The 24368-nt window shown below is 68.6% G+C and carries 25 protein-coding genes; 14 read left to right on the top strand and 11 right to left on the bottom strand.

Translation table 11 applies throughout. The features are described 5' to 3' along the window. Positions 1-101: 101 nt before the first annotated feature. From ACIA49_RS08715 to ACIA49_RS08700, 4 genes are all read left to right on the top strand, one after another. A complete protein-coding gene (locus tag ACIA49_RS08715) occupies positions 102-1136 on the top strand; it encodes a DUF695 domain-containing protein (RefSeq protein ID WP_396376520.1) in 1035 nt (344 codons plus the stop codon). 52 nt (positions 1137-1188) lie between these two features. Further along, positions 1189-2583 carry a M1 family metallopeptidase gene (locus ACIA49_RS08710; protein ID WP_396376519.1) on the top strand — a complete coding sequence of 465 codons (1395 nt, stop codon included), beginning with the start codon at positions 1189-1191 and terminating at the stop codon, positions 2581-2583. 62 nt (positions 2584-2645) lie between these two features. Beyond that, positions 2646-3146 (top strand): SigE family RNA polymerase sigma factor, encoded by a 501-nt coding sequence (locus tag ACIA49_RS08705; protein WP_396376518.1) that lies wholly within the window; start codon positions 2646-2648, stop codon positions 3144-3146. 11 nt (positions 3147-3157) lie between these two features. Further along, positions 3158-4189: a hypothetical protein gene (locus tag ACIA49_RS08700; RefSeq protein WP_396376517.1), complete on the top strand. Its 1032-nt coding sequence runs from the start codon at positions 3158-3160 to the stop codon at positions 4187-4189. On the opposite strand, the gene ACIA49_RS08695 is transcribed toward ACIA49_RS08700, so the two are convergent. The 6 genes from ACIA49_RS08695 to ACIA49_RS08670 are packed head-to-tail and all read right to left on the bottom strand — an operon-like array spanning position 4186 to position 8626. Further along, on the bottom strand, positions 4186-4911 hold the full coding sequence (locus tag ACIA49_RS08695) for an ABC transporter permease (RefSeq protein WP_396376516.1): 726 nt from the start codon (positions 4909-4911) through the stop codon (positions 4186-4188). The genes ACIA49_RS08700 and ACIA49_RS08695 overlap by 4 nt on opposite strands. Continuing rightward, positions 4908-5630 (bottom strand): ABC transporter ATP-binding protein, encoded by a 723-nt coding sequence (locus ACIA49_RS08690; RefSeq protein ID WP_396376515.1) that lies wholly within the window; start codon positions 5628-5630, stop codon positions 4908-4910. Before ACIA49_RS08690 ends, ACIA49_RS08695 begins: the two co-directional genes overlap by 4 nt. Positions 5631-5671: 41 nt before the next feature. Beyond that, entirely contained in the window at positions 5672-6238 is a 567-nt protein-coding gene (locus ACIA49_RS08685) for an HDIG domain-containing metalloprotein (RefSeq protein WP_396376514.1), read from the bottom strand. Beyond that, positions 6235-6837, bottom strand: coding sequence for a TetR family transcriptional regulator (locus tag ACIA49_RS08680; protein ID WP_396376513.1), 603 nt, complete (start codon positions 6835-6837; stop codon positions 6235-6237). The genes ACIA49_RS08685 and ACIA49_RS08680 overlap by 4 nt, the downstream gene beginning before the upstream one ends. After that, entirely contained in the window at positions 6834-7688 is an 855-nt protein-coding gene (locus ACIA49_RS08675) for a sugar phosphate isomerase/epimerase family protein (protein WP_396376512.1), read from the bottom strand. The genes ACIA49_RS08680 and ACIA49_RS08675 overlap by 4 nt, the downstream gene beginning before the upstream one ends. A gap of 5 nt (positions 7689-7693) precedes the next feature. Beyond that, positions 7694-8626, bottom strand: coding sequence for a Ppx/GppA family phosphatase (locus tag ACIA49_RS08670; RefSeq protein WP_396376511.1), 933 nt, complete (start codon positions 8624-8626; stop codon positions 7694-7696). 87 nt (positions 8627-8713) lie between these two features. On the opposite strand from ACIA49_RS08670, the gene ACIA49_RS08665 reads away from it, so the two are divergent. Continuing rightward, entirely contained in the window at positions 8714-9457 is a 744-nt protein-coding gene (locus tag ACIA49_RS08665; protein ID WP_396376510.1) for a hypothetical protein, read from the top strand. 63 nt (positions 9458-9520) lie between these two features. Then, the gene (locus ACIA49_RS08660; protein ID WP_396376509.1) at positions 9521-10153 is read left to right on the top strand and encodes a VOC family protein; all 633 of its coding nucleotides are present in this window, start codon (positions 9521-9523) and stop codon (positions 10151-10153) included. Here ACIA49_RS08660 and ACIA49_RS08655 read toward each other — a convergent pair. Both ACIA49_RS08655 and ACIA49_RS08650 read right to left on the bottom strand, forming a co-directional pair. After that, a complete protein-coding gene (locus tag ACIA49_RS08655) occupies positions 10150-11586 on the bottom strand; it encodes a wax ester/triacylglycerol synthase family O-acyltransferase (RefSeq protein WP_396376508.1) in 1437 nt (478 codons plus the stop codon). The genes ACIA49_RS08660 and ACIA49_RS08655 overlap by 4 nt on opposite strands. A gap of 84 nt (positions 11587-11670) precedes the next feature. Continuing rightward, positions 11671-13095 (bottom strand): beta-N-acetylhexosaminidase, encoded by a 1425-nt coding sequence (locus ACIA49_RS08650; RefSeq protein WP_396376507.1) that lies wholly within the window; start codon positions 13093-13095, stop codon positions 11671-11673. Between the two features lie 91 nt (positions 13096-13186). Here ACIA49_RS08650 and ACIA49_RS08645 point away from each other — a divergent pair, with 91 nt between their 5' ends. The 7 genes from ACIA49_RS08645 (at position 13187) to ACIA49_RS08615 (ending at position 21160) form a co-directional block, all read left to right on the top strand. Beyond that, positions 13187-14395: an MFS transporter gene (locus ACIA49_RS08645; RefSeq protein ID WP_396376506.1), complete on the top strand. Its 1209-nt coding sequence runs from the start codon at positions 13187-13189 to the stop codon at positions 14393-14395. Then, positions 14392-15090, top strand: coding sequence for a class I SAM-dependent methyltransferase (locus tag ACIA49_RS08640; RefSeq protein ID WP_396376505.1), 699 nt, complete (start codon positions 14392-14394; stop codon positions 15088-15090). Before ACIA49_RS08645 ends, ACIA49_RS08640 begins: the two co-directional genes overlap by 4 nt. Before the next feature lie 141 nt (positions 15091-15231). Beyond that, complete coding sequence (radA, locus tag ACIA49_RS08635; RefSeq protein WP_396376504.1) at positions 15232-16629, top strand: DNA repair protein RadA; 1398 nt, start codon at positions 15232-15234, stop codon at positions 16627-16629. 153 nt (positions 16630-16782) lie between these two features. Then, the gene (locus ACIA49_RS08630) at positions 16783-17721 is read left to right on the top strand and encodes a beta-ketoacyl-ACP synthase III (RefSeq protein ID WP_396376503.1); all 939 of its coding nucleotides are present in this window, start codon (positions 16783-16785) and stop codon (positions 17719-17721) included. A 218-nt stretch (positions 17722-17939) separates the two neighbouring features. Next, positions 17940-18995 carry a DNA integrity scanning diadenylate cyclase DisA gene (gene disA, locus ACIA49_RS08625; protein ID WP_396377174.1) on the top strand — a complete coding sequence of 352 codons (1056 nt, stop codon included), beginning with the start codon at positions 17940-17942 and terminating at the stop codon, positions 18993-18995. Positions 18996-19115: 120 nt separating this feature from the next. Then, on the top strand, positions 19116-19688 hold the full coding sequence (locus ACIA49_RS08620; RefSeq protein ID WP_396376502.1) for a PadR family transcriptional regulator: 573 nt from the start codon (positions 19116-19118) through the stop codon (positions 19686-19688). Then, entirely contained in the window at positions 19664-21160 is a 1497-nt protein-coding gene (locus ACIA49_RS08615; RefSeq protein ID WP_396376501.1) for a DHA2 family efflux MFS transporter permease subunit, read from the top strand. Before ACIA49_RS08620 ends, ACIA49_RS08615 begins: the two co-directional genes overlap by 25 nt. Here ACIA49_RS08615 and ACIA49_RS08610 read toward each other — a convergent pair. Continuing rightward, the gene (locus tag ACIA49_RS08610; RefSeq protein ID WP_396376500.1) at positions 21131-21799 is read right to left on the bottom strand and encodes a hypothetical protein; all 669 of its coding nucleotides are present in this window, start codon (positions 21797-21799) and stop codon (positions 21131-21133) included. The two genes, ACIA49_RS08615 and ACIA49_RS08610, sit on opposite strands and share 30 nt — an antisense overlap. Before the next feature lie 23 nt (positions 21800-21822). Between ACIA49_RS08610 and ACIA49_RS08605 the strand changes: the two genes are divergently transcribed. Then, on the top strand, positions 21823-22707 hold the full coding sequence (locus ACIA49_RS08605) for an A/G-specific adenine glycosylase (RefSeq protein ID WP_396376499.1): 885 nt from the start codon (positions 21823-21825) through the stop codon (positions 22705-22707). Here ACIA49_RS08605 and ACIA49_RS08600 read toward each other — a convergent pair. Both ACIA49_RS08600 and ACIA49_RS08595 read right to left on the bottom strand, forming a co-directional pair. Further along, positions 22704-23282 (bottom strand): dihydrofolate reductase family protein, encoded by a 579-nt coding sequence (locus ACIA49_RS08600; protein ID WP_396376498.1) that lies wholly within the window; start codon positions 23280-23282, stop codon positions 22704-22706. The genes ACIA49_RS08605 and ACIA49_RS08600 overlap by 4 nt on opposite strands. A 117-nt stretch (positions 23283-23399) precedes the next feature. Continuing rightward, positions 23400-24350, bottom strand: a complete 951-nt coding sequence (locus tag ACIA49_RS08595; protein ID WP_396376497.1) for a DivIVA domain-containing protein — start codon at positions 24348-24350, stop codon at positions 23400-23402. Positions 24351-24368 lie beyond the last annotated feature (18 nt).

The raw sequence follows: 24368 nt of genomic DNA, 5'->3' as shown, positions 1-24368 counted from the left end.
TGAACACGACGCTCCATAATCCTGTGGCCGGAACCACACCAGCGGCGTACTGGTCCGGTCACAGAACGTATTGCTCCCCCGAGCGAGGGAGGATAGGACGTATGCCCATCTTCAAGCGTCGCAAGGCGGCCGTCGTGGAGGCCGACCCGATCGGCGCGTTCTGGTCCTGGTGGACCTCGGTCGGCTCGGAACTGGTCGCCGACGCGATCGCCCGCAAGCAGCCCGCCGATATCGGCGCCACGCTGAGCGAGTGGGTCAACCGCGTCCACCCCGAGCTCGACTGGGAGCTCGGCCCGGGCCTGCATGCCCAGCACGCCCTGATCGTCACCGCCGCAGGCAACCCGAGCCGCCGCGCGACCGCCCGCCGTTGGCTGCGCTCCGCCCCGGCGTCGGACCACCTCTGGGAGTACGCCGACCTGCGGCGACCGGGTCCGGTCAGCACGATCCAGTTCGAGGGACTGCCCGCCGTACCGATCGAGCAGTCTGTCGTCGAGGTCGACCCAGATGCGTCGTCGATCCATGTCGGGGTCTATCACCCGGCGTTTCCGGAGCTACCGGTCGACGTGCGGCAGCGGGTGACGTTCCTGATCCTCGATCTCGTGCTCGGCGAGGAGATGGTCGAGACCTGGATCGGCGCGATCGACACGCTGGACGTCGTACCGCCGGAGCCGCGGCCGATCTCGGCACTGCTGCCGGCTGTTGCCGCCTTCGCTGCGGAGCACACGCTCGAGGACGGCAGCCCGGCGTGGAAGATGCTCGAAGGTACCCGTGACGGGCACCGCCTGATCGCGACCGCCGAATACCCGCTGCGCTCGATCCGCCGCCCGCACCTCGACACCCACGTCGAGATCTCCGTCGGCTACCCGGTCGTCCGTGAGGACGGCCTGCCCGAGTCCGACATGCTCGACGAACTCCGTGCCTTCGAAGACCATCTCACCGCCCGCCTCGGCGGATCCGGCAACCTGCTGGCCCACGAGACCTCCGCCGGCACCCGCCTCCTGCACTACTACACCGACGGCACCACGCCCGCCGTCGCCCAACTCAAAGCTGCCACCCCCGGCTGGACCCACGGCAAAGTAGTCGTCACCACCACCCAGGACCCCGCCTGGGAGAACGTCGCCCACCTCTCGGGCTAGTCCCTCGTCGCTTAGTCTGCACGTGCCGGTTGTGGACTATCGAGGAGGACTTGTGGGACGTCGCCGTGGGGTGCTGTCGGTCATCTTGGCAGTGGGGTTGGCGGGAGCATCGGGTGTGACGGCGAACGCCACGCCGTTCTCGCCGGGAGCCGCCGGAGCTGGGGATCCGTACTTCCCGGACATGGGGAACGGCGGGTACGACGTCAGCCATTACGACATCAAGCTCGGGTTCGATCCGAAGACCAAGGCGATCGACGCGACGACGACGATCGTTGCCAGGGCCACCCAAAACCTTTCGCGGTTCGACCTGGACTTCCAGGGGCCGTTGAAGATCAGCAAGCTGACGGTGAACGGGCGGGCCGCGTCGTTCAAGCGGACCGGCGCGCAGGAACTGGTGATCACGCCGCGGCACGGGTTGTGGCGTGGGAGCAAGTTCGTCGTCTCGGTGACGTACGCCGGTGTACCGCAGAAGATCGATGACCCGGCGCTCGGTATCTCCGGGTGGGCCGCGACCAAGGACGGCGCGGTCGCGCTCAACCAGCCGATCGGCGCGGCGACCTACTACCCGGTCAACGACACGACGGACGACAAGGCGACGTACACGCAGACCATCACGGTCCCGACCGGTCTGACCGTGCTGGCCAACGGTGAGCCCGGCCGGACCACCACGCACGGCAAGCACACGACCTTCCGCTGGCAGATGAACCAGCCGATGGCCAGTGAGCTGAGCATGCTCGCGATCGGGAACTACAACGTCACGCACGGCCAGCTGTCCGACGGGCGGCAGAACATCACGGCGATCGGCAAGTCCGTCGACACCAAGGCCGGTCAGGGCAAGGTGTTCAACGAGACCACCGCGCAGATCGTCGAGTGGGAGTCATCGGTGTACGGGCGCTACCCGTTCGGCTCGACCGGTGGGGTCATCGGCGATATCGGCGTCCACTACGCGCTGGAGAGCCAGGGCCGGCCGGTGTACGACCAGCGCAGCAGCAACGTCAGCGGCGGTCTGCTCGCACATGAGCTCGGCCACCAGTGGTTCGGCGACAGCCTCACCCCGGTGCGCTGGTCCGACATCTGGCTGAACGAGGGCTTCGCCACCTACTCGGAGTGGCTCTACCAGGAGAAGTTCAAGGGCGTCCCGGCGCAGAAGAGCTTCGAGGAGGCCTACGCCGGCGAGGACAACTGGACCGGCAAGGTGGCCGACCCGGGCCGCGACCAGATCTTCGACGACCTCGTCTACACCCGCGGCGCGATGACGCTGCACGCGCTGCGCCTGAAGATCGGTGACAAGGCCTTCTTCCAGGTCCTGAAGCAGTGGCCGACCACCCACCGGCACAGCAACGTCTCCACCACGATGTTCATCCAGTACGTCGAGCGGCTGACGCACCGCGATCTCGGCGCGTTCTTCCAGGCGTGGGTCTACCAGCCGGGAAAACCGGCCCTCTAAGGGTGCAACCTGGGTGAGCAGGCTTTCCGTCTTGGGGAGGACATGGAGAGTGGGAGGCGCGGATGAGCGAGCGGGACCAGGCGTTTGTGGAGTTCGTCGAGGAGGCGAGTCCGTCGCTGCGGCGGACCGCCTACCTGATCAGCGGGGATCGGCACAAGGCCGATGACATCGTTCAGGAGGCGCTCTACAAGCTCTACCTGCACTGGCCGAAGGTCGCCCGGGCGGGTAACCAGTTCGCTTACGCCCGCCGGATGGTGGTCAACACCGCGTACGACGGTGGGCGGCGGCCGTGGCGCCGGGAGGTGGCGACCGCGGTGATTCCCGAACGGCAGGCGACCGGTGATTTCGCGTCCGGCCATGCCGATCGGGACCAGGTGCTGGAAGCCCTGCGTTCACTCGGTCCCCGCCAGCGGGCGTGCGTCGTACTCCGGTACTACGAGGACCTGTCGGTCGAGCAGACCGCCGAGGCCCTCGGGTGTTCGGAAGGCACGGTCAAGAGCCAGGCGGCCCGCGGCCTCGAATCTCTCCGCAAGGCCATGCGACGGACGAGCCCGGCGCTGTGAAGGAGAACCCGATGAACCACAACGACCCTGAGGTCGGCAACGAACTGCACCGGCTCGCCCACGCCGAACCCCTGACCGATTTCGACACCAACGCCGTCCTCGCCCGCGGCCGCGGCGGCCTGCGCCGCCGCCGGCTCCTCGGCGTCGGAGGCGGAATCGCCGGCGTCGCCGCGATCGCCGTCGCCGCGGCGTTCCTGCCCGGAAATACTCAGGCCGGTCCGCCGGTGGCGGCCGAGCAGTCCCAGTTCGATCCGGTGCCCGGCCTGCCGCGCGGCGAGGAAGCCCTCTTCAAGGACCTCCCGAAGCAACAGGTCACGGAGCTCTGCGCACTCCGGAACCCGGGCGCGAAACTTAAGCTCAAGGGAGACTCGTACCGGGTCGGTAATCGCCTGTCCTTCGACTTCAAGCCTGGGACGAGGGGCGACAATCTCTGCCAGATTCCCGGCGGCGACCGGCCGACGGCCAAGATGATCGCGGAGTCCAAGGCGGACCCGCTGCCGAAGACGGAGGCCGGTCTGCTCCGCAACTGTTCGATCCAGACCTGGGTCGACGTCACCGGCTGGCGGATCGTCGCCTCCGACCGGAACGAGGCCGTCCGGACCGCCGAGGTCGTCGCCCTCTCCCCCTCGGGCCGGAGTGCGATGGCCTGCGCGATCTACGCCGCACCGACCTGGTACCCGTTCGGGTCCCGGTCCGACAACACGCTGTTCATGCGGATGCAGCAACTGGGGTCGAGCGATCCGATCCTGGTCCCGGGCAAGGGTGAGAAGTGGGCCGAACTGATCGCCGGCGGGTCCGGTACGGCGGCCTCGTGCGACGACAAGCTGCGGAAGTGCTACAACGACGGCTACGCCCAGTGGGGCCGTGCCCCGGCGAATGCCGTCTCGGTCAAGGTGTCACTGGACGGCAAGTCGCACACCCAGCCGGTCAACGACGGCTGGTGGGCCGTCGTCTGGCAGACGCCCACGCGGCAGCCGCAGGAGTATCCGAAGCTGTTCGCGTACGACAAGAACGGCAAGATCGTGAAGGACTACAGCCACTAAGCCGTACGGCGTTTGAGGGTGGCGGCGCCGAGTCCGAGCGCCGCCACTATGAACGCCAGCACCACCAGGATGTCCACGACCGGACTGTTGCCTTGGGCAACTCCGACCACCGCGTCGACGGCGTAGGACAACGGCAGCACCGTGCTCACCGCATGCAGCACGCCCGGTAGGTGATCCCGCGGGAGCAGTAGTCCGCAGAGCAGGATCTGCGGGATCATCACGGCCGGCATCATCTGGACCGCCTGGAACTCGGTGGCCGCGAAGGCGCTCGCGAACAGACCCAGCGCCGTACCGAGAACTCCGTCGAGAACAGCGACCACGCCTAGCTGCCAGGCCGCGCCTTGGATGTCCAAACCCAAGGCGTACAAGGCGATCGAGACCACGACGAGAGCCTGGACGACGGCGATCACGGCGAACGCGACGGCGTACCCGAGCAGGAAGTCGAGCTTCCCCATCGGCAGCGTGAACAGCCGCGACAGCGTCCCGCTCGATCGTTCACGCAGCGTCGCGACCGAGGTCACGATGAACATGATGATCGCCGGGAACACCGCCAGCAGCGGTCCGCCGACCCGGTCGAAGGTGGTCGGTGAGTCGTGGAACATCCACCACATCAGCGTGACCAGCAAGGCCGGCAGGACGATCAGCATCGCGACCGTGCGGTGATCCCGCCGCAGCTGCGCCAGCACCCGGCCCGCGATCGCGAGCGTTACCCGCAGAGTCATCGCGCCTCCGCCTTCCGGTCGATGAGCGTCAGGAACGCCTGCTCGATGTCATCTGTGCCCACGGAGTCCAGTAGCGCCCGCGGCGTCTCGTCCGCCAGCAGTTCGCCGTCCCGCATCAGCAGCAACCGGTCACAGCGCCCCGCCTCGTCCATCACGTGACTGGACACCAGCAAGGTCGCCCCCTCCCCCGCCAGCCGGTGAAACAGCTCCCACAGGTCCCGCCGCAGTACCGGGTCCAACCCCACCGTCGGCTCATCGAGAACCAGCAACTCGGGCGACCCCAACAGTGCAGCCGCCAGCGAGGCGCGCGACCGCTGCCCGCCCGACAACCGATCCACCCGTACGTCGGCGTGCGAGCGCAGGTCCACCGCATCGACAACCCGCTGGACGTCGGAGGCCGGGACCCCGAGGACCGCCGCGAAGAACCGCAGGTTCTCCACGACCGTCAGATCGCCGTACACACTGGGCTCCTGGGTCACGTACCCGATCCGCCCGCGCAACCCGACAGCGCCGGCCGGCGACCCGAGCACCGACACCGAGCCCGAGACGCGCGCCTGCAAGCCCACGATGGCGCGGATCAGCGTCGTCTTCCCGCACCCCGACGGCCCGAGCAGGCCGGTCACCGAGCCGGTCCGCAGCTCGAAGCTCACCCCGCGCAGGACCTCCCGGTCGCCGCGCACCACGCCGACGTCCCGGCAGCTCACCGCATTTGTCACCATGTGATGAATTAACCCACCAGGACCGGCGTTCACGCAACACCTCAGACCACGGCATGCCCCGTGTCGGCGCTCAAGGCGTCGAGCGCCGGGTCGCCGTACCGGCGTCTCAGGTCCGCGAAGGTCGCCGCCTTGGCCGCACCCCACCGGCTGACGATCACCTCGTAGCTGTCGCCGCTCACGAAGACCGGCGGTGTGCGCTTGCTGTGGAACTTGTCGGCGTACATCACCAACTCCTCCTCCCGGGTCCGCGGCAGATAGTCCGCCACCGGGATCGGCAGGTCCTGAGTCAGTACGTCGTTCCGCGTGATCCCGACGCCGGTATGACACGACGCGAACCTGCAGATCTCGTCCGGGAACCCCAGCCCAGCAAGGGTTTCGTGGCCGAGTACGCCGTGCCGGATGTACGCCGTACCGGCGACTCGATAGACGCCGAGGTCGTGGAGCAATGCTCCGGCGCGGACGAGATCGGTGTCGACGTCGAGACCGGCGAAGAACTGCTCGGCGAGTGAGCAGACGAGCTGGCAATGCGTGTAGACCGACTCGAAGTCGGCCTGGGTCGGCGCGGCGTCTCGGTGGATCGCGAGGATCTCGCGGTCGGTCGGGATCACCCGGTGAGGTGGTGCTGAAGGACGGGGGCCAGCCGGTCGATCAGGGTCTGCAGGTCGGCCGAGGCGACCGGCTCCAACTCGATCAGATAGCGGACCATCGCCATCCCGATCAATTGGGTCGCGACCAGGCTGACCCGGAGCTCCGCGTCGGGCGCACCCAGAGCCTTCGAGACCGGCTGCAGGATGAGCTGCGTGATGCCTTCACGCATCGCCCGGGCGACGGCTTCGCTGCCCACCATGCTGCGGAAGATCGCCCGCATCCGCTGCTGCCCGTCGGGCGACTCCCACACTCCGAGGAACACGGTGGCGATCCGCCGGCCGATCTCCTCGCGCGGACCGTCGAGCACCGTGGCCGCGAGGTCACGCGGGTCGACCGGCAGTGCCATCGACTCGATGAACAGCTCGTCCTTGCTGTCGAAATAGTGGTGCACCAGCGCCGCGTCGACCCCGGCCTCGCGAGCGACCGCGCGGATCGAGGTGGCCGTGAATCCCTTGTCCGCAAAGGATTTCCGGGCCGCTTCGAGGATCTCACCGCGGGTGTCCGGTCCGCCGGGACGACGCCCGGCGCGCGGAGTCTCCGTCGTACGGCGGGGACTCACGGAGTCAGCTCCGAGATCTCCCCCTCCGGGGTGACCGCGAACGACGACGAACGGCGGGAGGTGCGAATGAAGTGCTTACGCGTGAACTCGAGCGACTCGATCAGGTCGACCTCACGCTCGGACCGGCTGGTCGCGCGCCGGGTGTTGATCTCGATGATGATGTGGCCGCGGAAGTCCTGGTTCGCCAGCGTGGTCAGCAGATCCGCCGCCCGCTGGGTCCCACGGCCGGGCACCAGGTGCTCGTCCTTGGCCGAACCGGTCCCGTCGGTGAGGTGGATGTGCTTGAGCGTCCGGCCCATCGTCCCGGCGAGCTCGACACAGTCCTGCTCGGCGGTCGACGCGTGCGAAAGGTCGAGGGTGGTGTGCGCGTAGGTCTGCTCGGTCGGGTCCCAGCTCGGCGCGTACGCCTGCAGGCCCTTGCCAGGCGCGCGCCAGGGGTACATGTTCTCGACCGCGAAGATCACACCGGTCTCGTCCTCGAGCCGCGCGATCCCGTCGACGAAACCGCGAGCGTAGTCGCGCTGCCAACGGAACGGGGGATGGACGACGACGACATCCGCGCCAAGGTCCTTTGCCGCCGCGGCGGACCGTTCGAGCTTCTCCCATGGGTCAGTCCCCCAGACCCGCTGGGTGATCAGCAGGCAGGGCGCGTGGATCGCCAGCACCGGCAACTGGTGGTAATCGACCAGTCGTTGGATCGCGTCGATCTGGGTGCTGAGCGGGTCGATGCCGACCATCACCTCGACACCGTCGTACCCGAGCCGGGAGGCCAGCTCGAAGCAACTGGCGGTGGTCTCGGGGTAGACCGAGGCGGTGGACAGGCCGATCTTGGCGGCGGTCTGAGACGGCATGGGGCTCACCGGGGCTGGAGCTGGTCGAGCTGGGACAGGATGACGCCTTCACGGAGCGCCCACGGGCAGACCTCGAGGGCGGTCAGATCGAACAGGTCCATCACCGCGTCCGCGACCAGCGCGCCGGCGACCAGCTGCGAGGAGCGACCGGCCGAGACCCCCGGCAGGTCGGAGCGCTCGGCCGACGTCATCTTGATCAGCTTGGGCGTCCACTCGGCCAGGTCGTCGCGGTTCAGCGTCCGCGGGACGTACGGGCCGTCGTCGGACGGCGCGGCCCCACAGATCCGGGCCAGCGACCGGAAGGTCTTGCTGGTGGCAACGGACCGCTGCGGCTTGCCGGCCCGCAGTACGCCGCCGGCCACCGCGGCCATCTCCATCCGGATCCGTTTGCGCAGCGCGCGGACCTCGTCCTTGTCCGGGGGGTCCTGGTGCACACCCTCGCGGGTCAGCCGCCCAGCGCCGAGCGGCACCGAGACCGCGACCGTCGGCTCCTCGTCGGAACCGGCCGCGATCTCCAGCGAACCGCCACCGATGTCGAACACCGCGAGCCGGCCGGACGACCAGCCGAACCACCGCCGGACGGCGAGGAACGTCAGCCGCGCCTCGTCCACCCCGCTCAGCACCTGCAGATCGACCGAGCTCTCGGACCGCACCCGGGCCAGCACCTTCTCGCCGTTCGGCGCCTCCCGCAGCGCGGAGGTCGCGAACGCCATCACCGACTCGCACCCCTTGTCCTCGGCCAGCTCGGCGGCCTCGGAGATGAACGCGACCAGCTCGTCGGCGCCCTCGTCGGCGATCCGGCCGTCCTTGTCCAGGTGCTCGGCCAGCCGCAACTCCGTCTTGTGCGAGTACGCCGGCAGCGGTGCGGCACCGCGGTGCGCATCCACCACGAGCAGGTGGACGGTGTTGGAACCTACGTCGAGTACGCCGAGCCGCATACCCGACAAACTACTTCACTCCAGGTGTATCGGGTGTTTCGGAGTTGCCGTTCGCTGTTCGCCGCACCGGGCGCGTACGCTGCACGAGTGCCTGAGGTTTCTCTTGATTTTCCGCGTGCGTGGGTCGAGTTCACCGATCCCGACGATCCCGACCAGGTCTTCCGCTGCGACCTGACCTGGCTGACGTCCAACTGGACCTGCATCTTCGGCGGTGGTTGCGCCGGGATCTACAAGGGCCGGCCGAACGACGGCTGCTGCACGCTCGGCGCGCACTTCTCCGACGACGAGGACGAGCAGCGTGTCAAGAAGTACGTGAAGGAGCTGACCAAGGAGGACTGGCAGTTCCGCAAGGAAGGCAAGGCCAACGGCTGGGTCGAGACCGATGACGACGGTGACCGCAAGACCCGAGTCTGGGAGGGTGCCTGCATCTTCCTGAACCGCCCGGGCTTCAACGGCACCAGCGGTGGTTGCGCACTGCACGGACTCGCGCTCAAGAAGGGCGTGCACTTCGTCGAGACCAAGCCCGACGTCTGCTGGCAGCTGCCCATCCGCCGCACGTTCCGCGAGGTGGAGCGGCCGGACGGGACGTCGTACACGGAGGTCGGCATCGGTGAGTACGACCGCCGCGGCTGGGGCGCCGGTGGCCACGACCTGGACTGGTACTGCACCGGCAACACCGACGCGCACATCGGGGTCGAGGCGGTCTTCGAGTCGAGCAAGGTCGAGCTGCAGACGCTGATGGGCCTCAAGGCCTACGACATCCTCGCCGACCTCTGCAAGCAGCGGCTGGAAGCGGCCCGCCCGATCCTGCCGCACCCCGCCTCGCGCTGATTCTTCGTCCGAACGACACGCAGATCCCCCACAAAGGTCGGGGTTTGGGGCAAGAATGCTGGCATGCGTCTGGATCATCTGTCGTACGCGGCCGGCCCTGATGGGTGTCTGGCGACGGTCGAACGGCTGTCCGCGCAGCTAGGTGCGGAGTTCGTCGACGGGGGCGTGCACCCGCGGTTCGGCACGATCAACTACATCCTGCCGCTGGAGAACGACCGCTACATCGAGGTGGTCGACGTGCTCGACCACCCGGCGTCGGACAAGGCGCCGTTCGGCCAGGCGGTCCGGGCCCGCAAGGAGCTCGGCGGCGGCTGGCTGGGCTGGGTGGTCGCGATCCGCGACATGGAACGGATGGAGAAGCGGCTCGGCCGCGAGTCCGTGCCCGGCAACCGGCACCGCCCCGACGGGGTGAACCTGACCTGGCGCCAGATCGGCGTCAAGGGCCTGATCGCGGACCCGCAGCTGCCGTTCTTCATCCACTGGGACGACCTCACCCAGCACCCGTCGGTCGGCGGCAAGGACCTGCGCCTGACCGCCCTGGAGATCGCCGGCGACCCGATCCGCGTCACCGACTGGATCGGCCACCCGGCCGACCACCTGCTCGACGACCTCGACGTGCAGTGGGCCGGCCCGAACGGCCAGCCCGGCCTGATCGCCGCCCACTTCGAGACCCCGGCCGGCGTCGTACGGATCTAGTGGATGTTCTCGAGTTCGGCCAGTGACGTTTCCAGGTGGCCGAGGAGGCGCTGCAGGTGCGGGACGGTACGGCGGCAGCCGACCAGGCCGAAGTGGAGTTCGTGGTCGTAGCTGGTGACGCTGATGTTCAGCGCCTGACCGTTCATCACGATGCTCGCCGGGTACATGCCGAGGAGTCTCGAGCGGTTCCAGTACAGCGGGCTCTCGGCCGGGCCGGGCACGTTGGAGATGACCAGGTTGTACGGCGGATTGGTGTGCCCGGCGACTCCCGGCAGCACGGCGGACGGGCCGGCAGCGGCGAAGCCGAGCGCGCCGACCATCAGGTTCTGCACCGGGCTGAGCCCGGACAGCACACCCTTGCTGTACGACGTCGACGCCGTGATCCGTTTGATCCGGCGCTCGGCGTCGGCCTCGTCGGTCGCGAGGTCGGCGATCAGCGTCGACAACGCATTGCCGCCACCAGGAGCATCGTCCTTACCTCGGAGCGATACCGGCACCATGGCCGTCAAAGGCTTGTCAGGTAAGGCGTTCTGCTCGAGCAGATAGTTGCGCAGGGCACCGGAACACATCGCCAGCAGTACGTCGTTCAGCGTCGCACCGGTGATCGTGCGGACCTTCTCCAACCGTTCGATCGGCCAGGACTGCGCCGCGAACCGCCGAGCGCCGGTGATGCCCTGGTTGAAGATCGTCCGCGGCGCCTGGAACGCGACCGGGGAGTGCTCCCGCAGCAAGCTCTTCAATCCCACCGGGGTCAGCCCCGCAAGGTCAGTGAGCAGCCGTGCAGTCCCGCCGACCGCACTCGCCGCGCGACCCGGCGTCCGGCCGATGGCTGCGAGCAGGTCGGTCACGGTCGGTAGGCCGGGACCGCTGTCCACCACTGAGCGCGACTTGCTGGGCAAGGCGAAGGTCGCGGGCATCTCTGTCTTCGTCGGGTCCGTCGTGAGCGTGTCCTGCATCCACTTGAGCGCCGTCACGCCGTCGATCATCGAGTGGTGGATCTTGCTGTAGACGGCAAAGCGGCGACCCTGGACGCCTTCGATCAGGTGGATCTCCCACAGCGGCCGATGCCGGTCGAGCAGCGTGCCATGCAGGCGGCTGGTGAGCTCGAACAGCTCCCGGACCCGCCCTGGCCGAGCCAGCCCGGACAGTCGGACGTGGTACTCGAGGTCGATGTCGTCCTCGTGCTCCCAGGACCAGTAGCCGAGGTCGAGCGCCCGGTTCCGCACCCGGCGGGCGAAGACCGGATTCACCGTCGGCCCGTCCAGCACCTCGTGGTACAGCCGGGAGACGAAATCTCGGGTCCCCTCGGGGAAGACATGATCCCGGCCGGCCCCCTCGGGGAGCTCGAACAGCATCAGCCCGCCGACGTGCATGGGCTGCTCCCGGCTCTCGCCGAGCAGGAACATCGCATCGAGTGGTCCCACCGCAGTCATGAGCACCTCCGCTCCCGTCTATCCCAGCTAACCGTGCCGAGGGGAATTTTGTTATCCCCTCAGCAACTGAAAGCTCAGGAAAGATCAGTCCAACGGACGGTAGTTCACACCTAAAGCCTCGATCCGCACCAGGTGCGGACGGAGGCGGGTGAGGAATTCGTCGTACGAGATCTTGGGGGAACCCCAGGCGCGCTCGGCCAGGGCGGACAGCCGTGGCAGCAGCATGTAGCCGACCTGCTCCGGGCCTTCCATGTACTCGGTCCAGACGTTGCACTGGGTGCCGATGATCAGTTCGGCCTCCTCGGCGCTCAGACCGGCCGGGATCACCTCGAAGTCGTAGACCTTCTCCAACGGGATGAAGTTGCCGATCGCCAGCGGTTCGGTGGCCGGATCGCCTTGGTAGTAGTCGAAGTAGACCGACTCGCTCGGCGTCATCACCGTCTGGTGGCCGGCCTTGACCGCGACCTCACCGCGTTCGGCGCTGCGCCACGCCATGATGACGGCGTCCTTCGGGCAGTCGGTCTCGACCATCTCGTCCCAACCGACCAACCGCCGGCCCGCCTCCTCCAGCACGCTCGCGACCTGCGCGGTGAACCAGCCCTGCAGTTGCTCGGCGTGCTCGAGGCCGAGGTCGGCCTGGCGCTTCTGGGCCTTCTCGGCGAGGTGCCACTGCACCGACGGGCACTCGTCGCCGCCGAGATGGATGTACGGGCTGGGGAAGATGTCGAGCACCTCGCGCAGCACAGTCCGGACGAACTCGACGGTCTCGTCGTTGACGTTCAGGACGTCGTCGCTGATCCCCCACTCCTGCCGGACCGTGAGCTGGTGGTCCGGGAAGTTGCCGAGCTCCGGGTACGCCGCGATCGCTGCCTGCATGTGCCCCGGCAGATCGATCTCCGGGACCACGGCGATGCCGCGGTCGGCGGCGTACTCGACGATCTCGCGCAGGTCGGCCTTGGTGTAGAAACCGCCGTGCCGGGTGCCGTCGTAGGTGAACTGGCGCTGCTGGTGCGACATCTTGCCGACCATGGTCTCGTTGCGCCAGGCACCGACCTCGGTGAGCTTCGGGTAGGCCTCGATCTCGACCCGCCAGCCCTGGTCGTCGGTGAGGTGGAAGTGCAGCACGTTCAGCCGGTGCAGGGCGAGCACGTCGATCACCTTCAGCACGAAGTCCTTCGGCATGAAATGCCGTGCGACGTCGAGCATCACCCCACGCCAGGCGAACCGCGGCGCGTCCGCGATCTGCACCGCCGGTACGGCGACCTTCCCGTCCGCGGCCGGCTCCGCCGCGTCCAGCAACTGCCCGTACGTCGTCTCGGCGTGCCGGAGCGCGTCCTCGGAGCCGGCCGTCAGCCGGGCCCCGTCCGCGGTCACTTCGATCCGGTACTCGGTCTCGCCGAGATTCTCGACCACGTCGCGGATCGCCTCGGCGACCGGGTCCGCGGTGAGCCAGCGGGCGTCGGCGACGGTGAGTTCGCGCGGCGCGGGGACGATCGCGATGTCGGGCATCTGAGCAGCTCCCAAGCAGCCAGGGGTATTTATGCAACCCTATTCTAAAATTGTTTCCGCTGCGCTGTCAGGTAGATGAGAGAGTGACCTGGTGACCGCCGACCTGCAGCGAACGACAGTCCGGGTTCTGGTAATCAGCAACGTACTCGGTGGCGTGGCGATGGCCAGCGGGTTCGCCGTCGCCGGACTGCTCGCCGAGCGCATCTCGGGGTCCACCTCGATGGCCGGTCTGGTGGCCACGTCGACCACGCTCGGGGCCGCGGCCCTCGCCGTACCGCTGGCTCGGCTGGCCCGGACTCGTGGCCGCCGGTTCGCGTTGACCGTCGGCTATGTGATCGGCACGGCGGGCGCCGTACTGACTATCGTCGCCGCACAGGTCGGCTCACTCGCTCTGCTGCTTCTGGCTGGGTGTCTGTTCGGCAGCGGTACTGCTTCCAACCTGCAGTCCCGGTACGCCGCTACTGACGCTGCTGACCCGGCCCGTGTCGCACGGGCCCTGTCGCTCGTCGTGTGGGCGACCACGATCGGTGTGGTCATCGGACCGAACCTGACCGGGGCCGGAGCCACTGTCGGCGACTCACTCGGCATCCTGCCGCTGGCTGGTCCGTATGTGTTCTCGGTGGTCGCACTGGCGTTGAGCCTCGCCACTATCTGGTTCGGACTCCGCCGGCTCCCTCGACCGCAGACCGCCCTGATCGAACGGCAGCCGCTGGCGGTGACCTTCCGGCGCGTGGTGGCGATCCCCCATGCGCGCCTGGGTCTGCTGGCGATCGCTACTGCTCATGCGGTGATGGTCGGCGTGATGTCGATGACCTCGGTACACCTGCAGCACCATGGCGCTTCGCTGACGATCGTCGGCTTCGTCATCAGCGGACATGTCGCCGGGATGTACGCCCTGTCGCCGGTGATGGGCTGGCTGGCGGACCGCCTCGGCCGCATCCCCACGATCGGTATCGGGCTCGCCGTACTCGCTCTGGCGATGACTGTGGCAGCCCTGGCGCCGGACAACGCTCACGGTCTCACTGCGATTGCTCTGGTCCTGCTGGGACTCGGGTGGTCGGCCTGTCTGGTGTCCGGCTCCACACTGCTGTCTCGCTCGGTCCCTGACGACATCCGCACCTCGGCCCAAGGACTGTCCGACCTCACGATGGGCGTGCTCGCTTCACTCTCCGGTACGGCGGCTGGTCCGGTGCTGGCGCATTTCGGGTTCCACTGGCTCGCCGTACTGTGCGGGCTGCTCCTGATCCCGGTCGCCCTGCTCGCGGCGACGACCAGGCAGTCAATACCCTCTACGACGTGAGCATCGCGGAAGGCGGGATCCCAAGTCCCAACATCTGGCACCACCCGAAGGTGTACGAGGTCGAGAACCACGCGGTCGACCCGGACGGCGTGATCGAGCCGGCCATGCGCGCGATCCGGGACTGGGCCGGTTCCACCGTGCTCGACATCGGCTGCGGGACCGGCTTCCACCTCCCGCGCTTCGCCGCGACCGCGGCCCGGGTGATCGGGGTCGAGCCGCACGGAGCACTCGCGGAGGCGGCCCAACGCCGTACCAAGGACTTGCCGAACGTCGAGGTCCGCCAAGGTACCGCTCAACGACTGCCGGTCCCGGACTCGTCCATCGACGTGATGCACGCCCGCTGGGCGTACTTCTTCGGCCCCGGCTGCGAACCCGGCCTGACCGAACTCGACCGCGTGATGCGCCGCGGCGGAACCGCCTTCGTGATCGACAACGACGGCAGCCGCTCGACCTTCGGCCGCTGGTTCAGCGAGTGCTACCCGATGATCAAGCCGCCCGAGGTCGAACGCTTCTGGGCCCTGCACGGCTGGGACCGCACCCCGCTGGACATGGGCTGGCGCTTCAAGACCCGGGCCGACCTCGAAGCCGTCATCCGGATCGAGTTCACCCCCGCCGACGCCGACCGCATCATCGCCTCCCACTCCGGCACCGAAGTCGACTACGCCATCAACCTCTGGTCCAAACCCTTCCCGTAAGTCCCCATTTGCCTGGTTAGCCACTCAAATTGGGGGTTCTCCACCCTTAACCACGGTGCTTAACCCCCCATTTCGGTGGCTAGGCAGGGAAATGGGGTCGGCGGGGCGGGGTTGTCGGTGGGGGCGGATAGGTTGGCGGGTATGGCGAAGGTGGTGACGGCTAAGGGGAAGTCGGCGTTCGCGTGCTCGGAGTGCGGGTGGACTTCGGCGCGCTGGATCGGCCGGTGCGGCGAGTGCCAGGCCTGGGGCACCGTGCAGGAGGTCGGGGCTGCGAAGGCGGCCCGGATCACGGCCGGGCCGGTGACGTCGCCGGCGATGCCGATCGCCAAGGTGTCCGCGATCGAGGCCGAGTCGCGGCCGACCGGGATCGGGGAGCTCGACCGGGTGCTCGGCGGCGGCGTCGTACCGGGTGCGGTGATCCTGCTGGCCGGTGAGCCCGGCGTCGGCAAGTCGACGCTGCTGCTCGAGGTCGCGGCACAGTCCGCGCGCGGTGGGCACCGGACGCTGTATGTGTCGGGTGAGGAGTCGGCGGCCCAGGTGCGGATGCGCGCCGGGCGGACCGATGCTCTGGTCGACGAGTTGTACCTGGCGGCCGAGACCGACCTCGGGGCGGTGATCGGTCACGTCGACGCGGTCGAGCCGGCGTTCCTGGTGATCGACTCGGTGCAGACGATGGCGCATCCCGAGGTCGACGGTGCGCCCGGTGGGGTCACCCAGGTCCGCGAGGTCACCGGCGCGCTCGTGCGGCTGGCGAAGGAGCGGCACATCGCGGTCGTCCTGGTCGGCCACGTCACCAAGGAAGGCGCGATCGCCGGACCACGGATGCTCGAGCACCTGGTCGATGTCGTACTGGCCTTCGACGGCGACCGGCACTCCGGCTTCCGGATGGTCCGCGCCACCAAGAACCGGTTCGGTCCGTCCGACGAGGTCGGCTGTTTCGACATGGTCGACACCGGCATCGTCGAGGTCACCGACCCGACCGGCCTGTTCGTCTCCGAGCACGCCGAGCCCGTCGCCGGGACGTGCGTCACCGTGATGATGGAGGGCCGCCGCCCACTCCTCGCCGAGGTCCAGGCGCTGGTCGGCCCGTCCGCCGCACCCCAACCCCGCCGTACGACGTCCGGCCTCGAATCTCAGCGGGTCGCGATGGTGCTCGCGGTGCTCGGCAACCGCGCCGGTCTGAAACTGCACGACAAAGAGGTGTACGTCGCCACTGTCGGCGGCGTGAAGATCACCGAACCCGTCGCCGACCTGGCCGTCGCCATCGCGGTCGCCTCCTCGGAGATGGACAAGCCGATCCACCCCGGCCTGGTCGCCATCGGCGAGGTCGGCCTGGCCGGCGAGGTCCGCCGCGTCGGCGGCCTCGAGAAGCGCCTGGCCGAAGCCGCCCGCCTCGGCTTCACCAAGGCGATCATCCCGGCCGACGTCCCCAACCGCAGCAAGGACCCCAAGCCGATGGACATCCAGGCCAAGTACGGCCTGCGCACCTTCGCCGCCCCCGACATCCGCTCCGCCCTGATGGCCGCCGGCCTCGCCTGATCGGGGCTGTGTTCCTGCCCACACCCGCACCCGGGGCGTGAGACGAGGGATGCCCGCGAGCCGAGGGAGGAACGTACGCTGGGGTGGCCCCCCGGGTTCAGTGCTGAGCCCGTGACCCGCCCGGCGTACGCCGGATGACCGCAGGAGCATCAGATGACCGGATCCAGAGTTGTCGCGCTCGGCCACTACCAGCCCGAGCGGGTGCTCACCAACGCCGACCTGGCGACGATGGTCGAGACCAACGACGAGTGGATCCAGAGCCGGGTCGGGATCAAGGAGCGCCGGATCGCGGCGCCCGACGAGTCGGTCGACGAGATGGCCTGGCGGGCCGCCGACAAGGCACTGGCCAACGCCGGCATCGACAGCGCCGAGATCGACTACATCGTGGTCGCGACCTGTACGGCGATCGACCGGTCACCGAACATGGCCGCCCGCGTCGCCGCCCGGCTCGGCCTCGGCCACCCGGCCGCGCTCGACATCAACACCGCCTGCTCGGGCTTCGCCTACGCGCTCGCGACCGCCGACCAGGCAATCCGGGCCGGTGCCGCGACGAAGGCGATCGTGATCGGTGTCGAGAAGCTGAGCGACTGGACGGACTGGACCGACCGCACCACCTGCGTGCTGATCGGCGACGGCGCGGGCGCCGCCGTACTGGTCGCGAGCGACGAGCCGCAGGTCGGCCCGGTCGTGTGGGGTTCGGTGCCGGAGATGTCCGACGCGGTCCGGATCGAGGGGCGCGACGGCTCGTTCCAGCAGGAGGGGCTGAGCGTCTTCCGCTGGGCCACCACGCAGCTGCCGGTGATCGCCCAGCAGGTCTGCGAGAAGGCCGGCATCAAGCCCGAGGACCTCGGTGGCGTCGTCCTGCACCAGGCCAACCTGCGAATCATCGAGCCGCTGGCCAAGCGCCTCGGCGCGGTCAACGCGGTGGTCGCCAAGGACGTGGTCGAGTCCGGTAACACCTCCGCGGCGAGTATCCCGATCGCGTGGTCGAAGCTGGTCGAGAAGCGCGAGATCCCGTCCGGCGCGCCGGTGCTCTTGTTCGGATTCGGCGGCGGTCTTTCGTACGCCGGACAGGTCGTCCGCACCCCCTGACGCCGCAGGGGCCCTGCCGTTTCGGGGCAGGTCCCCGCGTAATCCGGAATTGCACGGTCCGGATGCACGAGCGCGTGCACGCGCACCTGCAAGGTCAACCGGATCGAGGGTCCCCGCGAGAGTGCTCCGCGGGGACTTAGCACCCATGGCATCCGCACAACCGCATAGACTCACCTTCCGTGGCCCCGAACTCCGACAAGAACAGCACCGGCGCCCGGATGCGCGCGACCCTCGCGGCGGTGGCACCGGGTACCGAACTGCGTGAAGGCCTGGAACGGATCCTGCGCGGGCGTACCGGCGCACTCCTGGTCCTGGGGAACGACAAGGTCGTCGACTCGATCTCGACCGGCGGCTTCGAGATCGGCATCGAGTTCACCGCGACCGGTCTGCGGGAGCTGAGCAAGATGGACGGCGCGATCGTCCTCGACCGCGACGCCACCCGGCTGATGCGGGCGGCCGTGCACCTGATGCCGGACCCCTCCATCCACACCGACGAGACCGGCACCCGGCACCGCACCGCCGACCGGGTCGCCCGGCAGACCGGGTTCCCGGTGATCTCGGTGTCGCAGTCGATGCACATCATCGCCCTGTACGTCGACGACCAGCGCTACGTGCTCGAGGACTCCGGAGCGATCCTGTCCCGGGCGAACCAGGCGCTGGCCACTCTCGAGCGCTACAAGCTGCGACTCGACGAGGTCTCCGGCACGCTCTCCGCCTTGGAGATCGAGGACCTGGTCACGGTTCGCGACGTGGCCGCGGTCGCCCAGCGACTCGAGATGGTCCGCCGGATCGCGACCGAGATCGACGGCTACGTGGTCGAGCTCGGCACCGACGGCCGGCTGCTCACGCTGCAACTCAACGAACTGGTCGCCGGTGTCGCCGGTGAGCGCGAACTCGTCGTACGGGATTATCTGCCGCTGGCCGGTGGACGCCGCGCCAAGGGTGCGGAGGACGTCCTGCTCGAGCTGGACGCGGTCAGCCCGACCGACCTGCTCGACATCGGCCAGGTCGCCCGGGCGCTGCAGCTCGGTGGCGCCGAGCAGCTCGACGCCGCGGTCACCCCGCGCGGCTACCGGCTGCTGGCCAAGGTCCCGCGTCTGCCCGGCGCTGTGATCGACCGTCTGATCGAGCACTTCGGCCACCTGCAGAAGCTGCTGGCCGCCAGCATCGACGACCTGCAGACCGTTGAAGGCGTCGGCGAGAACCGCGCCCGGACCGTCCGCGAGGGACTCTCCCGGCTGGCCGAGTCCAGCATCCTCGAACGCTACGTCTGACCCCAGGCCTGACAGCGGCCCTCACCTCCCGTCGGAGGTGGGGGTCGCTTGCGTTCTCCGGCCTCGGCGCGCAATACTCCACATGGAACATTTGGTGCGGAACAATCCAGGTGGGAGAAGATGGCTGAGCTGACGCCGCTGGCGATCTCGGTGCTCGCGCTGCTGCACGAGCGGCCGATGCATGCCTACGAGATGTACCAACTGCTGCTCCACCGCCACAACCACCGGATCGTGAAGACCCGGCCGGGCTCGCTGTACCACACCGTGGAGCGGCTGGCCGGGCAGGAGTTCGTCCGCGCGACCGGGATCGAGCGATCCGGCAATCGCCCGGAGCGCACGACGTACGAGCTGACCGAGGCCGGCGCCGACGCGTTGCGCCAACGCGTCGAGAGCGGCCTCGAGACCTACGCCTACGAGTACCCGCTCTTCCCGGTCGTGCTCGCGGAGGCACACAATCTCGATCAGGACGACGCCGTCCTGCGGCTGCGCCGGCGCGTCGAAGCGCTCGACCGGCTGATCGCGGAAGAGGACGGGCACGAGGCCGAGGTCCGTGCCCGCGGTGTCCCCGAGCCCTTCTGGTTGACCCTCGGGTACCTGAGGTCGCAGCTCGCCGCGGAGCGCGACTGGCTCAGCACCACCATCGAACGGATAGAGAGCAAGGACCTGCCATGGCATCCCCGCAAGAAGAAGTGAGGCCCTGGCCGGCGCTGTGGGCGCTGGTCGTCGGGTTCTTCATGATCCTGGTCGACTCGACCATCGTGTCGGTCGCGACCCCGTCGATCCTGGCCGACTTCGGTACCGACGTCGGCAACGTCATCTGGGTCACCAGTGCCTACCTGCTCGCGTACGCCGTTCCGCTGCTGGTGACCGGGCGGCTCGGCGACCGGATCGGGCCGAAGAAGATGTACCTGACCGGTCTGACCGTGTTCACGCTCGCCTCGCTGTGGTGCGGCCTGACGAACTCGATCGCGATGCTGATCGTCGCGCGCGTCGTCCAGGGGCTCGGCGCCTCGATGGTGACCCCGCAGACGATGGCCGTGATCACCCGGATCTTCCCGCCGGACCAGCGCGGCAAGGCGATGAGCCTGTGGGGCGCGACCGCCGGTGTGGCCGTCCTGGTCGGCCCGATCCTCGGTGGCGTGCTGGTCGACGGCCTCGGCTGGCAGTGGATCTTCTTCGTCAACGTCCCGGTCGGCGTGATCGGGTTCGTGCTCGCGATGCGGCTGGTCCCGAACCTGCCGACGCAGAAGCACAAGTTCGACCTGCTCGGGGTCGCCCTCAGCACGATCGGCCTGTTCCTGCTGGTGTTCGGCATCCAGGAAGGACAGAAGCACAACTGGGACGGGACCGTCTGGCTGATGATCATCGCGGGTGTCGTGGTGATCGGGCTGTTCGTGGTCTGGCAGGCGCGCAACCGCAACGAGCCTTTGTTGCCCTTGGCCCTCTTCCGGGACCGCAACTTCTCACTGGCCAACGTGGCCATCACCACCGTGGGCTTCGCGGTGACGGCGATGGCGATCCCGCTGATGCTGTACGCACAGGTCGTCCGCGGCCTGAGCCCGACCAAGGCCGCGTTGCTGCTCGCACCGATGGCGATCATCTCCGGCGCCCTGGCGCCGTTCGTCGGCCGGCTGGTCGACACGACGCCGCCGCGCTACATCGCCGGCTTCGGCCTGGCCTGCAACGTGGTGGCGATGACCTGGCTGAGCCAGATCATCTCGCCCGACCTGCCGATCTGGCAGCTGCTGCTGCCGATGGCGTTGATGGGTGTCGCGAACGGCTTCATGTGGGCGCCGATCGGAAGTACGGCGACCCGGAACCTGCCGATGCATCAGGCCGGCGCCGGTGCGGGCGTCTACAACACCACCCGCCAGGTCGGCGCAGTGCTCGGTAGCGCGGGCATCGCCGCGCTGATGGAGGCGCGGCTGGCGCACTACCTGCCCGGCATGAGCGGCAGCGTCGGCGGCGAGGGCGCGGCGGCCGGCGGGAAGCTGCCGGAGATCGCGCAGCAGGGCTTCAGCGATGCGATGGCACAGTCGCTGTTGCTGCCGGCCGGCGTGCTGGTGATCGGCCTGATCGCAGCGCTCTGCTTCGCCAGGCCAGTACGGCGGCAGCCGCCGACCGCGGCTACGGCGTCAGGTGATCGTGAAGGCCTGCGCGGATGATTCCCGGCCGGCGAACACGGCCTTGACCACGTAGGTTCCCGGCTTGGCCACCGGCTGTCCAGGCAGACAGCCGGGGCCGGACCGGTGCCCGTTCCAGACCACGGTACTGGCGGCTTCTTTGCCCTTGGCAACCACCAGGGTGGCCTTCGGAATCGCTTGCCCACAATGGCTCGTGGTCCAGATCAGATCGGAACCTGACGTCACCGAGACGGTCAGCGAGTCCGGGGCGACGGTCGCCTTGCACTCGTCGGAGACGGCGTCGAGCCGGACCACGAAGTTCAGCGTCGCACCGGAGACGACCCGCCGAACGGCCGGCAACGCCTCGATCTTGAGGTTCGACGCGGCGCATTTCGCGTCCTGAGGTGGCGTCGTCTTCGACGGCGTCTCACTCGGCTTGGCCGTCGGCTTGTCGCTCGACTTCCCGCTCGGAGTCGGGGTCGGCGCCTTCGTGGGCTTGCTCGTGGGCGTCGGGGTCCGCGTCGGCTCGTTGACGGCTGCCGACTTCTTCGGGTCGTCCCCGCCCGGGAACAGCTGAAAGATCAAGAAGAACAGCAGCGCCAGCACAAACAGCACCAGTCCACGACGGAACCAGTACACGCTGGCGGGCAGGTGCCCGACCGGATGGAGCAGGCTGCTCATGCTCGCACCCTAATATCGGGTCTGTGCTCCACCAGACAGGCTCGCCGCTTCACGCCCCCGTTCTGCACTGGTACGACGTCAATGCGCGCGTACTGCCGTGGCGGGACCCAGCTGCGGGTCCGTGGGCAGTCATGGTCAGCGAGTTCATGCTGCAGCAGACACCAGTCGCCCGCGTGCTCCCGGCGTACCAGAGGTGGTTGGAGCGGTGGCCTCAGCCCGCAGACCTGGCCGCAGAGCCGTCAGGCGAGGCTGTGCGGGCCTGGGACCGGCTCGGGTACCCACGGCGCGCCCTGCGGCTGCACGCGGCAGCACAGGCGATTGTGGAGCGCCATGGTGGAGAGGTCCCGAGTGACCACGCCGCACTGCTCGCTCTGCCCGGTGTGGGCACCTACACGGCGGCGGCGATCGCCTCCTTCGCCTTCGGGCAGCGGCACGCCGTCGTGGACACCAACGTCCGCCGAGTGCTCGCCAGAGCGATCACCGGCATCGCACAGCCGACCATCTCCCCCACTGCGGCCGACCAACGGCTCGCAGTCTCCGCACTACCGGCAGACGAGGCGACAGCAGCCCGCTGGGCAGTCGCCTCGATGGAGCTCGGTGCACTGGTCTGCACAGCCCGTACGCCGCGCTGCGCCGACTGCCCGATCCGCAGCCAATGCGCCTGGGTGCTGGCCGGGAGTCCGCCGTACGACGGCCCTCCTCGCAAGGGCCAGACCTACGAGGGCACCGACCGCCAGGTCCGCGGTCGGTTGCTCGCAGTACTGCGGTCCGAGCACGGCGCCGTACCGAAGAAGGCGTTGGACGCGTGCTGGCAGGACCAGATCCAGCGGGAGCGTGCTCTGGATGGTCTGGTCGCTGACGGACTGGTGGAACCGCTCCCGCGTAACAGGTACCGGCTGCCAGCCTAGCCGTGCAGTGTGGGCCGGTAGATGAGCTCCTGGGTGTTGCCGTCGAGCGTCCGGCTCTCGAGCAGTTCGAGGTCGAGATCCGCGACCCCTCCGAAGACGGGGCACAGACCGGTCTGACCGGCGATCACCGGGAAGACGGTGACCTGGACGCGGTCGACCAGGCCGGCTGCGAGCAGCGACTTGTTCAGCGCCAGGCTGCCGTGAGAGCGCAACGGAACGTCGGACTCTTCCTTGAGTCGGCGGACCGCAGCGACGCCGTCCTCGCTGGCGATGGTCGCGTCGGGCCAGTCAAGAGGTCCCTGCAGTTTCGACGACACCACAGTGGCCGGCAGATCGCGCATCAGCGTGACCCACTTGTCGAGGGCTTCGAACGGAATCGCATCCCCGGAGAGCATCTCCGCGTTGGCCAGGTAGGTCGTGGCGCCGTAAACCATCCGCTGCTTCTCGGCGAACTGGGCCGCGCGGTGCTCCAGGAACTCGGGGCCCTGCTTGCCGAAGTAGCCGCCCCAGTCGCCGTTGTGGGCGCCGAAGCCGTCGAGGGTGGAGAAGATGTCGAAGGTAAAGGTGGCAGTCATTTCTGGGGTGCTCCTTGGTAGCTGGTTTGTCTTTCACCCCTGCTACGAAGCGCTCCGCTGCCTTTCGACAAAACAGTTGGGGCCGGTCCGAAAAGACCGGCCCCAGCTAGGTCGTACTCAGTTCTTCTTGCTGCCGGTGGTGGCTTCTTCGTCGTCGTCGGCCAGCAGGTCGAGCGGCATCGCCGGCTGGCCGGACAGCGTCGCCAGCATCTGGCGGACGTTGGTCAGCTGCGCGTTGATGCTGTCCCGGCGCTGCGTCGCGGCCGCGAGCTCGCGCTCGGACTCGGCGCGGATCCGCTCGGACTTGTCCTTCGCGGCGGCGACGATCTCCTGGGCCTGACGGTTCGCGTCGGCCAACTGCTGCTGGGACAGCCGCTCGGCCTCGGAACGGGACCGGTCGGCCTCGCGCTGCACCTGGGCGGCGCGATCGGTGACAGCGGCGAGCTGCTGCTCGGCCAGTGCCGTCCGGGCGGCGAACTCCTGCTCGACCTTGCCGCGGCGCTCGGCCAGGGTGGTCTCGAAGGCTGCGGCGGCCTGGGCGGACTTGGCGCGCTCCTGCTCGTAGAGGGCCTGCGCCTCGGACCGGCGGGCGGTCGCGTCGCGCTCGGCCTCGTCGCGCATGTCGTCGGCCTGCGTGCGGGCCTCCTCCAGGATGCGAGCCGCCTCCGCGTCGACCTCGCTCTTCCAGTCCAGGGAGTACTGCTCGGCCTCCTTGCGGACCTTCTTCGCGTGCGACTCACCGTCGGCGACGATCGCCTCGGCGTCGGTGCGCGCGCGGGTCACCAGGTCACGGGCCTCGTCGTCGGCCAGCGACAGGATCTTCGCGACCCGCTCACCGAACTCGGTGAACGTCGGGGCGCGGTCCTTGTTGTCCTCCTGGGCGGAGATCACGGCCGATTCCGCGGCGTCGGTGCGCTGCTGGAGCTCCTGCACGTGCCGCTGGAGCTGCTCCGACTGCTGCTGCAGCGCGGTCAGCGAGGTGGTCAGCTCACGGATGTGCTGGTCCACCTGAGCGGGCTCGTAGCCACGCAGAACGGTACGGAACGGGGTTGGGCTTTCACTGCTCATGTTTTCCGATACTCACTT

Origin of the sequence: Kribbella sp. NPDC051587 (assembly GCF_044453945.1) — a bacterium.
GTDB lineage: Bacteria > Actinomycetota > Actinomycetes > Propionibacteriales > Kribbellaceae > Kribbella.
Note: the sequence above shows the minus strand (reverse complement) of the source record. Positions and strands in the feature narration are given on the sequence as shown.

Coding starts and splice junctions, on each gene's coding strand:
- ACIA49_RS08630 (WP_396376503.1), top strand. CDS start 16,783: ATGACCGGATCCAGAGTTGTCGCGCTCGGCCACTACCAGCCCGAGCGG.
- ACIA49_RS08715 (WP_396376520.1), top strand. CDS start 102: ATGCCCATCTTCAAGCGTCGCAAGGCGGCCGTCGTGGAGGCCGACCCG.
- ACIA49_RS08695 (WP_396376516.1), bottom strand. CDS start 4,911: ATGACTCTGCGGGTAACGCTCGCGATCGCGGGCCGGGTGCTGGCGCAG.
- ACIA49_RS08660 (WP_396376509.1), top strand. CDS start 9,521: ATGCGTCTGGATCATCTGTCGTACGCGGCCGGCCCTGATGGGTGTCTG.
- ACIA49_RS08620 (WP_396376502.1), top strand. CDS start 19,116: ATGGCTGAGCTGACGCCGCTGGCGATCTCGGTGCTCGCGCTGCTGCAC.
- radA (WP_396376504.1), top strand. CDS start 15,232: ATGGCGAAGGTGGTGACGGCTAAGGGGAAGTCGGCGTTCGCGTGCTCG.
- ACIA49_RS08700 (WP_396376517.1), top strand. CDS start 3,158: ATGAACCACAACGACCCTGAGGTCGGCAACGAACTGCACCGGCTCGCC.
- ACIA49_RS08650 (WP_396376507.1), bottom strand. CDS start 13,095: ATGCCCGACATCGCGATCGTCCCCGCGCCGCGCGAACTCACCGTCGCC.
- disA (WP_396377174.1), top strand. CDS start 17,940: ATGCGCGCGACCCTCGCGGCGGTGGCACCGGGTACCGAACTGCGTGAA.
- ACIA49_RS08600 (WP_396376498.1), bottom strand. CDS start 23,282: ATGACTGCCACCTTTACCTTCGACATCTTCTCCACCCTCGACGGCTTC.
- ACIA49_RS08705 (WP_396376518.1), top strand. CDS start 2,646: ATGAGCGAGCGGGACCAGGCGTTTGTGGAGTTCGTCGAGGAGGCGAGT.
- ACIA49_RS08615 (WP_396376501.1), top strand. CDS start 19,664: ATGGCATCCCCGCAAGAAGAAGTGAGGCCCTGGCCGGCGCTGTGGGCG.
- ACIA49_RS08655 (WP_396376508.1), bottom strand. CDS start 11,586: ATGACTGCGGTGGGACCACTCGATGCGATGTTCCTGCTCGGCGAGAGC.
- ACIA49_RS08670 (WP_396376511.1), bottom strand. CDS start 8,626: ATGCGGCTCGGCGTACTCGACGTAGGTTCCAACACCGTCCACCTGCTC.
- ACIA49_RS08610 (WP_396376500.1), bottom strand. CDS start 21,799: ATGAGCAGCCTGCTCCATCCGGTCGGGCACCTGCCCGCCAGCGTGTAC.
- ACIA49_RS08595 (WP_396376497.1), bottom strand. CDS start 24,350: ATGAGCAGTGAAAGCCCAACCCCGTTCCGTACCGTTCTGCGTGGCTAC.
- ACIA49_RS08690 (WP_396376515.1), bottom strand. CDS start 5,630: ATGGTGACAAATGCGGTGAGCTGCCGGGACGTCGGCGTGGTGCGCGGC.
- ACIA49_RS08675 (WP_396376512.1), bottom strand. CDS start 7,688: ATGCCGTCTCAGACCGCCGCCAAGATCGGCCTGTCCACCGCCTCGGTC.